We start from the raw sequence: 14,729 nt of genomic DNA on the forward strand, positions 1-14,729 counted from the left end.
ACCGGTTCGATGGAATTATCATAAAGGATGTTTTTATAATTTGTCAACGCTTTCTCGAGGAATTAGTTCGACGTCCAGTGTTGTTCGTTCCTCCACCGACTCGCCTTTCACCAGACGAATAATGTGATTCGCCGCTACTTTGCCCGCCTGCAAATAATGATATTTCACAGTCGTCAGCGTGGGGTGAATCATCTCCGTAATATCATATCCGCCAAATCCGGTAACGGACAAATCTTGCGGTATGCGGATTTTATTGGAGAACGCAATCTTCATCACACCCAGTGCGATATTATCCGTAGCCCCTACAATGATCGTTGGTGTGATCTCTTTCAGAATGGCTTCAGCGGTAACGATGGCCTCAGACATCTTAAAGCTTGTCTCATAATACTTCACTTCACATCCACCACACTCAGCGATTGCTCGCTGGAACCCTTGTTTACGATAAATCCCTACAGCCCGATCCTTCTCGCTAACTCCCATATACACGATCTTGCGGTGACCTTGTTCGACGACATATCTGCCCATCTCATAACCTGCCTGATCATCATTGTGAACCAGACTATGTAGTTGTTCATGCTGCTGTCCCACCAGTAGCACCGGAATACCGATGTCCTCCACTGCTTTCAGATGTGCTTCTGTCACTTCAGCAGCCAGCAGAATAATACCCGATACCTTCTGTCTAGCAAAATCATATATGGCGTCAATCTCGCGCTGCATATCCTGACTCGTATTCGCGATCAGCATCTGATACTGATTACTTCGCAGTTCTTCATCAATCCCGATCAATGTCTGGGATGTCGCAAAAGAATCGAGTCGTGGCACAACCGTGCCAATGATACTGGTCTTCTTCGCCTTTAGACTCTGTGCAAAAGTGTTTGGGACATAATTGTATTGTTTGATAATACGCTCAATCTTCTGGCGGGTATCTTCACTAACCGATCCGCCATTCAGGTAGCGAGAGACCGTGCTTTTCGCCACACCTGCCATCTGAGCGATATCAGAAATCGTTTTATTCATAAAGACTCCTCTTGTTTCTTTAACTAGTTTACCTTTTATTATACTTCGAATCGCAAAGCCATGGCGAATTAGATTCACCTCCGTTTATGATATATCTATCGTACATTCTCGATGTAATAGTAAAAGCCCGATATCCATGTGACGTTCATACCGAAGTATGATCCCACATTCATCAGGCTGCTAAGCTTCCATATCCCGTTTGCACAGACCATTAGGGCAAGGATAATCCCTGTCCCTGCTGACTCAGACCTCAATAATAATAGGCAAGATCATAGGTCTTCTCTTGGTTTGAGCGTAAATATAGTGACCGATCTCGTCTTTCAGCTTTCTTTTGATCACATTCCACTGATTCACCCCAGCCCCGGTCAACTCATTCATCCGGTTTAGAACAAGCTCATGAATCTCATGCATGAATTCTTCCGAATCCTTAACAAATACAAACCCTCTGGAGATAATTTCGGGTGACGTGACCATCTGTTTTTCCGTTTTGCTCAGTGTAGTCACAATCACTAGCATGCCATCGGAGGACAGTTGCCTGCGGTCGCGAAGTACAATATTGCCGACATCACCCATGATCAGACCGTCTACGAGACTATTTCCTGATGCAATTTTTGGACCTAGCGAAGCAATGCCGTCTTTGTATTGGACCATATCCCCATTATTCACGATAAACACATGATCACGCTCTATACCTACGGATTCAGCAAGCAGTCTGTGTTGATACAACATGCGAAACTCACCGTGGATCGGAATCAGATAATCCGGTTTCATCAGAGTTAACATCAATTTGAGTTCTTCCTGACTACCGTGTCCCGATACATGCATTCCTGCTGCACCACTTGAACCATATATCACACGTGCTCCGAGAACATACAGGTTGTCAATGACATGTGCAAGATTCCGTTCATTCCCCGGAATGGCTCCGGCAGCAATAATGACCGTGTCCCCGGCGTTAATTCTTACGTGAGGATGTTTACCGGATGCCAAACGCGATAATGCTGCCATCGCTTCTCCCTGGCTACCAGTACATAAGACAACAACCTGTTCGGGCGGAAACTGATCCGAATCGATAGCTTCAATCAATAATCCATCAGGAACTTGCAAATACCCCAATTCACTGGCCACCGATACCACATTCACCATACTTCTGCCCAACAGTGCCAGTTTGCGTCCCGTCTCGAATGCTACATTTACAATCTGCTGTACTCTGCTGACATTTGACGCAAAAGTAGAGATAAATACTTTTTGTTTTGCACGGATAAAGGCATCCAGAATGTGGTCTCCCACAACTCGCTCGGAAGGTGTAAATCCCGGTCTTTCTGCATTGGTGCTCTCGGAGAGCAAAATATGGACACCCTGTTTGCCAATCTCGGCCATGCGGTGCAGATCTGGGAAAGGTCCATGTACAGGAGACATATCAAATTTGAAATCTCCGGTATGCACGACATTGCCCGCCGGGGTCTTAAAGAAGATACCAAGACAATCCGGTATACTATGACTGGTTGCGAAAAAGGAAACCTCGATTCCTCCCAGCGTAATGCTGGAGTGAGCATCTATTGTATGCAGGTCCGCCTTGCGCAGAAGTCCATGCTCTTTCAGTTTAAGCTCGATCAACCCTCGAGTGAGCCTGGATGCATACACGGGGATGTTCATTTGTTTTAACAAATAGGGAATACCACCGATGTGATCTTCATGTCCGTGGGTAACCACAAGACCTCTTACTTTATCCAGATTCTCCAGCAGATACGCAACATCCGGAATGATCAGATCAATCCCAGGCAATGTCTCATCGGGAAACTTCGAACCACAGTCAATCACAATGATGTCCTGATTGTACTGGATCAGATACATATTCTTCCCTATTTCATTCACGCCGCCAAGTGCAGCGATATACAGTTTGTTGTGGGCTAGATTCAACGCTATTACTCCTCCTCTGCGTGGCAAACGTATGCGATACGGATCTATATTCCTAGTATGGAAGCAATCGCCTCACTTATGCATTTCGAAGTGATTATGCCAAAAAAACCACCACGGAATTTCATTCCGCAGTGGTTTATAAAGGATAACTTATGAAATCATGAATGATACCATGGTTTACTCAGAACTTTTTCATATACGAAACTGAAAACAGTTATTACACCAACGATTTATCACGCTGTAGCAATACGTCTTGTTCATAGGTCTTAATATCGGTGATCCACTTTTCACGAACGGGAACGCCTTGCTGATCACAATAGTAGTCCCAGATTGCGCCAAACGGATAGGATTTGAACTCTTCCGTTAACGCGAGACGCAGGGTGTAATCTCCATCCAGCTCGGCTTGTTTCAGAGCATCCACCGGTTCCAGCATCGCACGGAGAAGGGCTTTGATCGTGTTGCGAGTACCCACAACCCATGCAGCTACACGGTTAATGCTTGCATCGAAGAAATCCAGTCCAATATGCGTGGTCGCAAGCAGATCATGTCGAACCAGTTCACGGGCAATTTCCAGCAACTCATCGTCCATGATTACCACGTGGTCACTGTCCCAGCGCATCGGGCGGCTTACGTGAAGCAGAATGCCACTTGTAAACAATGACAAGGACGACAGTTTATTGGAAATAACCTCTGTTGGATGGAAATGACCTGCATCCAGGCAGATTAACGTATCATTTTGCAACCCGTAACCCATATAAAATTCATGAGAACCCACCACATATGCTTCCGAACCCAGACCAAACAGCTTGCTCTCTACCGCGTCCAGGTTATGCTCCGGGTTAAGTGATTCGGCGAATACTTCGTCCAGCGATGCCTTGAGACGTTTGCGTGGTGTCAATCGATCAACCGGATTATCCTTGAATCCGTCCGGTACCCATACATTGGTTACACAAGTCTGATCAAGCTGTTCCCCGAAGTAAGCACCAATCCGGCGCGACGCCTTGCAGTGATCAATCCAGAACTTGCGAATCTCAGGGTCTGGATGACTGAGCGTGAACCCGTCACTTGATTTTTCATGGGAAAAACATGTCGGGTTGAAGTCCAGGCCGAGTCCTTGTTCTTTGGCCCATTTCACCCAGTTCTCATAATGCTTTGGCTCAATCTGATCCAGTTCAACCTGCTCGTCTGTATCCGTGTAAATCGCATGCAGATTGACCTTATGTTTACCGGGAATCAGAGCGAAAGCTTGCTCCAGATCGTTACGGAGTTCTGCTGGTGTGGTCGCAGCCCCCGGATATTGTCCTGTAACGGAAATACCCCCTGTTAACTCACCATCTTTATTCAGAAAACCTTTGACATCATCGCCTTGCCAACAGTGTACGGATACTTTGATCTCCGCGAGTCTGTTCAGCACCTCGTCCGTGTCAATTCCGTGCTGGGCATACAATGCCTTGGCTGCTTCATATGCTTGCTTGACTTGGTTATCCATCCGCAAGAACCCTCCTATTTTAACGTGTAAATGCTGCTGGTACGCCGCCATCAATGGTCATCATGCAACCTGTTGTTTTTTCGGATTTTGAAGAGGCAAAGAATGCAATTCCTTCTGCAATATCTCTTGGATAGATATTTACGAGCAATGTCGTCCGTTTGCGGTAATACTCTTCCAATTGATCCGGCTCAATCCCGTATGCCGCTGCACGTTCGTTTCTCCAGGAACCGTTCCAGATGGCTGAGCCCTGTAGAATGGCATCCGGGAGAATCGTGTTGACACGAATGCCATACTCTCCACCTTCTGCTGCAATGCAGCGTGCCAGATGCGCTTCCAGCGCTTTCGCTGAACTGTAAGCAGAAGCACTTTTACCCGCATACACCGAGTTCTTGGACCCGATAAATACCATGCTTCCCCCAATACCCTGTTGTTTCATCAGCTTGAACGCTTCACGAGCCACGAGGAAATACCCTGTGCCCAGCACATTCATGTTCAGGTTCCATTCTTTCAGGGATGTTTCGTCAAACGGGCTGGATGTGGCCAATCCTGCATTGTTCACGATGATATCCACTCCGCCATATTGCACCGCAACATCCGCATAAGCAGATTGGACGGCTTCCTCATCGGTCACGTCCATTTTCAGCGCATAAGCACGATTCGCACCGTACTGATCATTAATTTCCTGTGCTACCTTCTGTGCGCCTTCCAGATTAAGATCAGCGAGCACCACATGCGCGCCTTCGGATACCAATCTACGCGCTGTTTCACTACCGATACCACCTGCGCCGCCTGTAATAAACGCCACTTTGCGGGAGAATTCGGTTTCTGCCGGAGCGAGAGACAATTTGTATAGTTCCAGCGGCCAGTACTCCACATTGTAAGACTCGTTTGCACTGAGCGATACGAATTGACCCAAGCTAGTAGCTCCACGCATAACAGCAATCGCTCTATGATACAACGCTCCGCTTACTTGGGAAAGCGCCCAACTCTTGCCTGTGTTAATCATGCCCACACCAGGAATGAGAATAACACGTGGTGCCGCTTCGAACATGACATCACCTTCGTTTTTGTTGCTCTCAAAATACTGTTGATATTGCTCTTTGTAGGCAGCTACACCTTCTATCAGCTTGGCTTTTAAGCCTTCAATATCTTCCGCATCCGGTGTCCAATCGATGAACAGTGGTACCACTTTGGTATGTACCAGATGGTCCGGGCAAGCTGCACCCACCTGAGACAAATCCGGGGAATCTGCTCCGCCTACAAAAGCAATTACGTCCTCCTGATCATCAAAGGACAAAATCATTTTTTTGCTATCTGATACCGCTCCACGAATCGTTGGCATCACACGTGATACGATCTGACGACGAACATCAGCGGCAAGTGCCGGGTGCTTCACACCACCAAACAGACTTTCTTCGTTCACCCGTGCTTCGATGAAAGCTTCTGCTTCATTGATAATCTTGATCGTTTGAGCGTAACATTCCTCGGATGTTTCTCCCCAAGTCACAAGTCCGTGTTTTTCCATCAGTACGAGCTCTGCATTAGGATTCGAGAATACGCTTTCAGCAATCATTTTAGATAACGTAAACCCTGGACGTACGTAAGGCACCCACACAAAACGATCACCGTAGATCTCTTTCGCCAATTCCTTGCCGTTATCCGCACAGCACAGGCTGATAATCGCATCCGGATGAGTATGATCCACATGCTTATATGGAAGGAACGCATGCAGAAGAGTCTCGATAGAGGCGCGCGGGTGCTTGGCATCAATCATGCAATGTCCCAGATATTCAACCATCTCTTCATCCGACATGGATTCACGTTCAATTAATGGTCTGATATCTTCAAGCCCAAGTCCGGTAAAATGCTTCGCTTCCATGGAACCCAGATCTGAGCCGCTGCCTTTCACATACATTACTTCTACATCACGACCACGAAAATCCTTCACTGTCGTTTTGGTAGACGTATTACCACCGTATATGTTACATACACTGCGATCAGAACCAATGAGATTGGATCTGTAAACCAGCTGTTCAAGTCCTGTTGTTTTCTCAGAAGCCTGCGGTGCATTCCATAAACTCTGTACCATTTGTTTCCCTCCGATAATGTTTGTTTTATTCCTGATACGAGTTTAACATCTTTGTTTTATTTTGAAAACAAAATATTTTAAAACCAAACGGAAATATTCAAAAGTCATCAACGATTGAGCCATTTTATTAAAAAAACACCCTGACGTGAACGTCAGAGTGTTCTGTTTCATCGGGGGATTAGAAAATCCCCGCTTTTTGGGAAGTGTTTTTAATACCGTAGGTATCATTAACTACAGTGTTTCCAAAGCTCGTTAAGCTTCCATTCGGACCTGTGGCCATGTCCAGATAGTTCAGACCAGAACTGTTTCCGTACCAAGACCAGGCAAGCCAGCCTACCCCTTTTTCCTGACCATATCTCATGATGGCATACTCGTCCACATCACCGTTTGTGTGATAGCCGCCGAATTCACCAATGATCAGAGCCAATCCTTTGTTCAGCACATTCTCCATATTGGCTTTGACCGTTGCAGCATCTTTACCAGCATACTCATACATATGAATGGAGAAGACAGTATTTTTCTGAGAGTCAGCTGCAAATACACTTTGTCCATAATCCACGATGGATTGAGGGAACTGTCCCCATCCGGCTGCATCCACAATTAGCGTATTTTTGATTCCCGCATTTCTTAGTTTAGGAATGGCTTGTTTGTAACCATCAGCCCACGCACTTCCATTCCACGTTCCATACCATTCATTAGCGATATTAACGATTACCCGATCTTCTTTGCCAATCAAAGCTTCCTTAATGCTAATCCAGTAGTTCACCGCCGCATCCAAAGAATTATAATCATCCTTCCCTGTGGCGTCATGTACTTCGAGTACAGCAATCATTTTATTTTGGTTAACCACATTAATAATATTTTTAACTGCGTTCAGATCATCTTTGGTGTACAGGCTACCATTCGATAGAACAATACGTACTGTATTGGCCCCTGTTTTGGCGATTGCAGGGATAGCGGTATTCAAATCATTCTTGAACCAGGAATGTCCGTGATTAACACCTCTCATGACAAAAGGCTTGCCTGTGGAATCATATAACTTGTTTCCGCTTACATAAAATCCTGTTGCAGCAGATGCTTTAGGGGCTGCACTCCCCAATGCCATAAACATGAGAGCAGCAATAACCGTGAAGATTGTACACTTTTTCAGATTAACCATTCGTTTGGAACCTCCTGAATTTGATTTTTTTTATTTCAATTAACCCTGCTCTAGGCAATAAGTTAACTAAAATCATTGGTAATAGAGGTTTTAATGGGTAGAAAAAAAACAACAAATAACCTTATTTAGTTATATAACTTAATTAAAATAAACTTTATCGATAAGGTTATGAATTTATAATAAAATGAAAACACTTACTAAGCAAGTCTTTTTTACCATTGAATAGAAATCTTTTCTTTTTACACCACACATCAAAAAAGGCTCTTCCCCTCACAACCGTTCGGAGAAAGAACCCTCAGTATTATAAATGTCAGTTAACTCTTGTACTCTTTGGTTTCGATGAAGTGTCTTCCCTACCTGTTATTATCAGACCAACCCGGTAATGCGGTCTCACCCGGATCTCATTAAACTTCCCGATCTCCACACCCTCAAACCGCTCCACATAAGCCTGATTCACATAACTCTCAATCGTTCCTCTTCGAATTGGAGTTATGGACAGACGAAGCGCGTGATCGGCCAGCAAATGACGGGATTGCTTCAAACCAAGCATCCAGCTATGCCCATAGTGAATATGGTCTGTTAACATCTGATTATGAATATGTGCTGCTGCAACGTCTCCTTCATAATCAATCTCAACCCATACGTCATCTACTTGTTCCGGCCACGCTGTATCCAATCTCAATGTTGCTGCATACGCTTTGGGATAATCAACCTCAACAGCAGGCTCGTAAGGCGAAACTTGTAATGTGTACGTGACGAAAATTCCCTGCTTTGACTGGGATGACACAGCATATTTTGAAGGTGAAACATGCTCTGGAGCCGGATAGAAGGATACCTCAAACTCTGAATGCTCCAGGGAGTTGCATATAAGCATCTCATTCTGCACATACAGATGACTGCTGCTAATCACAAGCCTCTCTTCTCCGCCCACACGGAAACGGTAGGCATGCAATGCCTCTTCACGAGTCAATGTAATGATACGTATGACCATACCGTCCGATGTGGTGATTCGCAGATGATGGTCCTTGCCTGCCATCGGGTGAATAACAACTTCATTCCCCTGCTCGGTTACAGTACCTTCGGGCATATCCACATTCGTAACAGACGATATATCCATAACATACTCAGGTTTCATGCCTTCATGAGCATAAAAGACAGCCGTAAGCTCCTGATTTACCATAAACCGGGTCAGTGGCTGAACGGTAGCACTAATGATCTTCATTCCATTCAGATTCATATGGAAAGGCAGAATGGCTGCCATGCCGGATTTCAGCTGCATCGTTCCTTCTCTTGGATAATAAGCAGTCCCTTTGCCGGTATGCAGCTCCAATTGTATATCTCGATCAGGCAACACCACATGATCCTGATAATTATTCATGAACAGGAATCCTGAGCCATCTTGTTGACGAACAGACCAGCGCAGATCCATCGTGTTCTCTGGTGTTATCGAATGTTGCTCTTCCGGTATAACACTGCCCATTGGCGCAAGCAGCTCACCGTATGCTTCCAGAAACATCGACAAGGTTCGAATGCGGTCATACGATTCACCAATACGTCCAAACTCCCCGAGCGGGGCTTGGTAATCATACGTCATTTTGGGCAATGCCTGTTCATTCATATACGTTTTTTGCCCTACCGGATTGGTTCCACCGTGATACATATAATATCCAACCAGATTACTGCCATTCGCTAGTTTTACAATGGTCATTGCCTCAACACTATCCGCATCTACAACCGGCCGAGCGTGATAACTGACCTGCATGCCGCCAGCAAGTTCGCAATACGAAGCAGGATACTCCAGACTGGAATAATCCACTTCTTCAACAGGATTCATATGCAGATCCCGGAATAAATACTCTCGGCTTGGAGGCTGATTGGGAATCCATGGTGTGTACGCATACCCCGCGAGCATGGGCAACGTTCCTTCTTCAGGCACCGCAGCATTACCCCAGGCCGTGGCAGTATAGAACATGGGATGTATACCGACTTCTTCAGCAATACTGCGAAGCACCTTCAGATGTTCACGACCGTCCCGACCAGAGGAAATGTATTTGTCACGTGTATAACCCCAGGCATCCATGGGTGCCCCAGCGTGCATATACTCATTTTCCAACTGTACGGCTATTACGGGGCCACCCTCCTGATAGAAACAACCGTTAAGCTGACGAGCAATCTCACGATATAATCGCTTGGCGTAATACAGATACCCTTCATCATTCGATCTCATTTCAAATGGATAACTGAATAACCAATCTGGCATCCCTCCATTACGAACTTCCCCATGACAGAATGGACCAATCCGCACGATCAGTGGCAGCTCATGTTTGCCACACAGATCCACGAAGTGCCGCAAGTTCAGGTTTCCTGACCAATTAAACTCGCCTTCCTGCTCCTCGTGAAAATTCCAGAACACATACGAAGCGACGATGTTCACCCCGCCTGCCTTCATCTTCAGTAATTCTTCTTCCCACTGTAAGTAAGCGAATCTGGAGAAATGAAATTCACCTACCACGGGAATATGAGGTTTATCATTACGAAGCATATAATAGTTGGTAAAGTCATAAGACTCCCCTCGTGGATTCTTGCCGCCACTACCCGTCATGCGACCCGCACGAATCTCTTTATCTTTTGCATCCAGTATAAAACGAATCTGGCTTCCTGCTATACTATCGTTCATGGATTATATAACTCCTTTGGTATATATGGGATAGGGTTGAGTCGATTAGCAATTATCTATGGATGACTGCCCCTTGATGATTGGGGTTCTTCTCCAGAACCCGCTCCAACTCAAGTTCGGCTTCATTTGTCCGACCTAGGCCAAGAAGACCTAATGCTCGCATGTATCGGCAATGTTCTTCATTACGCTGGTTGAGATCATCGTCAAACACCAGGAAATCGGGCAGAGATACCGCAAAATAATCCATTCGGATGTGATCATGCATATGTCTTTCCGCATAGTCAATGAGTTTGTTAAAGCGTCGGTTGGCTTCCTTCACATTGCCAAGTTTCTGCCAGGCCAGACCCTGATAATAGATGGATTCCGGCGGTTGATCATTATAAAACATCGCGCTTGCCGGTTCATTAAGACCGATCGATGCTCTGTGGAAACTCTTCTCTGCAGCCTGATTATTCTTCAATTGCTGGTAGGCACAGCCAAGATAAAAGTAAACGGGATTGTCTCCGGCTCCCTCTAGCTTACCTTCACCTAAGTTCTCTGGGTAAACCAAAGCCTTCTGCAGCAGCTCCAATGCCAGCTCCGGTTGTTGTTTCCCCAGGTTTTGCTTCGCCAGTTCCGTCAGTGCCGTAACATACTGTCCTGTAACCTTGCCTTCTCCGCCCTCCCAAGGATGAAACCGCCGTGCCTGAAGAGCATCCCATGCTTCCTGATGACTACCCTGCATATTCAATAGAGTTACCCACTCGATATACAGATCATCACGGTGGTGAACCAACTCCATATGCTGTTCCAGCAATTTGATTCGACGCCCGCAAGAATACCCTATCTTCTTGTGCAATTGATCCAACTCGTAGAAGATTCGGGCATCCTGTGAATCCAATCGGAATGCTTCCTCTAATGAAGCCAGTGCAAGATCGGGGCGATTCAGCTTGTTATAATAAGCCAGTCCCAGATTCCGATGTACAGTCGAAAATGCAGCATTCTCCTCGCGTGAAGCTTCCCAATGGGTAATTGCTTCCTCATAGCGTTTATGATCATACAACCAATTTCCCAGGTAATAGTGAGCACGGGCATCATTCGAATCCACCGCTAATGCATCCTGAAGCACCATGAATTCAAATAACGTGTTAGGAAAGCAATAATCCGTTGGAGCAGCTTTCCCTTGTTTTTGACATTCCCGGGCCTGTTCCAGATCCCCCAGTTGACGATGCAGGTAGGCTTGAGCATAACCAACCATAGGATACGGCTGTAAATTTTCGGATTCAACATACGATAGTACCGTCAGTGCTTCTTCCCACAATCCACAATCCGCGTAATCTGCGGCTAGGTTTAGATAATTATGAACGTCTCCTCGCATCAGACGATGGAAATGCTCACGTGCTTGCTCCGCTTGCTCTCTCTCTGAAGGTGCAGTCGCTCTGTTATAGATCAGGGCTAATTCATGTGCGGCTCCAAATTCAACCGGGTCCAGTTCCAACGTTTCATACGCATATTGGATGGCCCGTTTATCTTGACCCAATCTGCGCAACAGAGCCACCTTCAGATGCCGAGCCTTGTAGTTTCGAGTGTTACGGATCAGCGAACGTTCGATATGATCCAGCGCTTCCATGTCCCGATGTAGCGCCGTATCGATCTGAGCTAGCATGTAATAACCCGTATCCTGAAACTGTACGGACCATACGGCTTTATACAGTGCTGTGTAGGCTTCTTCCTGTTTCCCCTGTAGTTTCAAGCTCAGACCGAGTTGGTAAAAAGCTTCACTATCATATGGATTCGTATTTTTCCATGTCAGCGATTGTACGGCCTGTCTGAAATGCTTCTCTGCATCTTGAAACAATCCTCTACGCAGAAGCAATGTGCCATACGCAATATTTAGACGAATATCCGTTGCATCACGCGTCAAGCCTTCCAGATAATAAGGTTCTGGTTCATACGTGGCATGCCGATATTGCTCCAAATGAAGACCAGCCAGATATAGTTGTTCATTCGTACGAATCTCGGATGGTAGCGGGAGTGGTGTGGCCGGGTCTGGGACTTCCTGAATCTCAGAACGTTCAGGCTGATAGGCCACAAGTACTTTTCCTTCCGCAGTTCGAACACTTAACTTTAATTGATGCCATTCATCTTGTCCGCTCCACGGGAATGAAGACTGATACAGTTGCGTAGGTGAGATATTGCATCTCTCATGGAGATATACCGTAGTTGGTCCAATCACTTCAATGGTCACTTGTTCAAAAACCGACGTCGCATATACCATAACGGTTACCGCTCCGTTCGTTTCGTCCATTTCCAGATTAACTGCGGCATCAATCGTTGCATTTTTGACCATGCCAATTCCTTTATACGGCATAAAATACTGCGAAAATGATTTGGCTTCATAGGGCTGCAACCACGTAAAATCAGGCTGATTATCAGTATAGATCCCGGTCATTAATTCAATATAAGGTCCATCCTCGTCCGTTAACTGGCGATCCCAGGCTTGCCCGAATTCCCCGTTACCCCAGGTCCATTGTTTCTTGCCCGGAGAAATATGATGATTGGCTACATGTAGCAGCCCTGCCTGAACCCCGTGGTCATAACCCCCTACAAAATTATAATCCGACTTATATGCCATATAGGATGTTGGAACCGGTATGTTTTTGTATCGCGAGATATCCACACCTTCGGAATAGTCCATCTTGTAATAGGTGCCGGTTGCGATAGGAAAGCGGGATACGTCCCGTTTTCCATGGTCCAGCACAGCCGTTACATCCGGTGGAAACACGGATTGTGTATGATCGTTGACGGCTACAGCCGGGTTGGCCCACCATAGAAAAGTTTGAGGTGCGCTGGTGCGATTGTATACCTCGGCATGGATTTCAAGATAGGCTTTGCCGGGATGTAATGTGAAGCCAGCGGTCATTTTGGTACCATACATGCGATCAATCTCACCCACCCACACGGTAGCGCTTCCATCTTCATTACTGCCAAATGTATAATCAACTGGACCAAATGTGTTGGGCCGATGATGCTGTGGCCAGTTGAATTCGATTCCCCCGGAAATCCATGGCCCTGCCAGACCCACAAGTGCAGGTTTAATGACCCGGTTATAATATACAAAATCGTAATTGTTGGTCCGATCCAGCGCACGATAGATTCGTCCACCCAGTTCTGGCATCATCTCGATACGTACATATTCATTTTCGAGAATAATTAAGCGATACGACTTCATTTTTGCCTCATCTTCAATGCTGTCGATCACAGGATGCGGGTACACTTTCCCCGAACTTCCCTGGTAGATTCTCTTTTCAAGGAACATCGGATTTTTGTCCGGTTTACCTGTACCATAAGTTGGAATATCTCTGGTCTCTTCCCATATGCGAACATTTGATTCCGCTGTCACGTAGTTCAACTCCCTCACTCCTCGGCCTCGTACTTATTGTGATCATACGCTCCGACTAGCAGGAAGAACATTAACATTAAGCGGTTCTTGATGGACGATCTTCGGATTCCTCCATAATCAAAGAGAGTACCTATCCACCCAATAAAGCAGTGAAAGGTACTCTCTGATCGATCTTGATTCACTTATCTACGGCGTGCAAAATCCACAAATCTGAACTTGTCCGGTCGATGCCTCGACTCCGTATACTGAAATTGACTGGCATCCTCCAGGTACACCTGGCTCCTCACCACAACCACATTATGGAACCCTTCAAGGTCAAGCAGTTCCCTGTCTTCTGCGGTGGGTTCTTCCACCAAAATCTCTTTTTTGGCAAACGAAATGGAAAGCCCCAGCTCTTGCTCAATGTACTCATAGATGGAATCATTACAGATCTCTTTGCTGAGTCCGGGAACAAGCCGCTGGCTGATGTAATCTTTGTCCAGTATGACATGCTCTCCATCCACTTTGCGCACACGTCTGATCTCCCAGACCTGTTCATTCAGACCAAAGTTAATTTTCTTGTGCAACGCCTGATCGACCTGTTGCTCTTCAAAAACCTTCACATACGTTTGAGCGCGATGTCCCATTTTTTTGGCTAGTTCCTTGAAGCTAACCAGACCTGAGATGGGAAAATCGATCTTGCGTATGTCCAGTACAATTGAGCCCTTGCCTTGAATCTTCTGAATATAACCTTCTTCGTACAACATTTTCAATGCTTTGCGAATAGTCTCTCGAGAAGTTTGATAACTTTCCGATAGATCCAGTTCCGATTGAAGCAGCGTGCCTGCCTCAATCTCTCCAGTCCGAATACGATCTGCAATATCTTCATATATCCGGATAAATTTATTATTCATTATTCATCACCATTGTTCATTACCCTTTTTTATCATATTGGCAACCTATTATAACATTAAAAACCACTCAAGCGGTAATGTCGTTACTGCCGATGATTACAGTATC

The 14,729-nt window shown here is 45.8% G+C and carries 8 protein-coding genes; all 8 read right to left on the reverse strand.

What is annotated here, in order from left to right; genetic code table 11:
* Positions 1-33 precede the first annotated feature (33 nt).
* On the reverse strand, positions 34-1,017 hold the full coding sequence (locus AB4111_RS03070) for a LacI family DNA-binding transcriptional regulator (protein WP_091016711.1): 984 nt from the start codon (positions 1,015-1,017) through the stop codon (positions 34-36).
* A 243-nt stretch (positions 1,018-1,260) separates the two neighbouring features.
* The gene (locus AB4111_RS03075; RefSeq protein ID WP_442030386.1) at positions 1,261-2,934 is read right to left on the reverse strand and encodes a ribonuclease J; all 1,674 of its coding nucleotides are present in this window, start codon (positions 2,932-2,934) and stop codon (positions 1,261-1,263) included.
* Positions 2,935-3,151: 217 nt separating this feature from the next.
* Positions 3,152-4,423 carry an L-rhamnose isomerase gene (rhaA, locus tag AB4111_RS03080; RefSeq protein WP_442030388.1) on the reverse strand — a complete coding sequence of 424 codons (1,272 nt, stop codon included), beginning with the start codon at positions 4,421-4,423 and terminating at the stop codon, positions 3,152-3,154.
* 19 nt (positions 4,424-4,442) lie between these two features.
* Positions 4,443-6,512, reverse strand: coding sequence for a bifunctional aldolase/short-chain dehydrogenase (locus AB4111_RS03085; protein ID WP_442030390.1), 2,070 nt, complete (start codon positions 6,510-6,512; stop codon positions 4,443-4,445).
* Positions 6,513-6,690: 178 nt separating this feature from the next.
* On the reverse strand, positions 6,691-7,623 hold the full coding sequence (locus AB4111_RS03090) for a glycoside hydrolase family 5 protein (RefSeq protein WP_442031565.1): 933 nt from the start codon (positions 7,621-7,623) through the stop codon (positions 6,691-6,693).
* 358 nt (positions 7,624-7,981) lie between these two features.
* Positions 7,982-10,348, reverse strand: a complete 2,367-nt coding sequence (locus AB4111_RS03095; RefSeq protein ID WP_442030392.1) for a beta-galactosidase — start codon at positions 10,346-10,348, stop codon at positions 7,982-7,984.
* Between the two features lie 52 nt (positions 10,349-10,400).
* On the reverse strand, positions 10,401-13,739 hold the full coding sequence (locus AB4111_RS03100) for a DUF5107 domain-containing protein (RefSeq protein ID WP_442030394.1): 3,339 nt from the start codon (positions 13,737-13,739) through the stop codon (positions 10,401-10,403).
* A gap of 173 nt (positions 13,740-13,912) precedes the next feature.
* Positions 13,913-14,623 carry a trehalose operon repressor gene (treR, locus tag AB4111_RS03105; protein ID WP_413409215.1) on the reverse strand — a complete coding sequence of 237 codons (711 nt, stop codon included), beginning with the start codon at positions 14,621-14,623 and terminating at the stop codon, positions 13,913-13,915.
* Positions 14,624-14,729: the final 106 nt, after the last annotated feature.

The organism is Paenibacillus sp. 2KB_22 (assembly GCF_052115745.1).
Lineage (GTDB): Bacteria > Bacillota > Bacilli > Paenibacillales > Paenibacillaceae > Paenibacillus.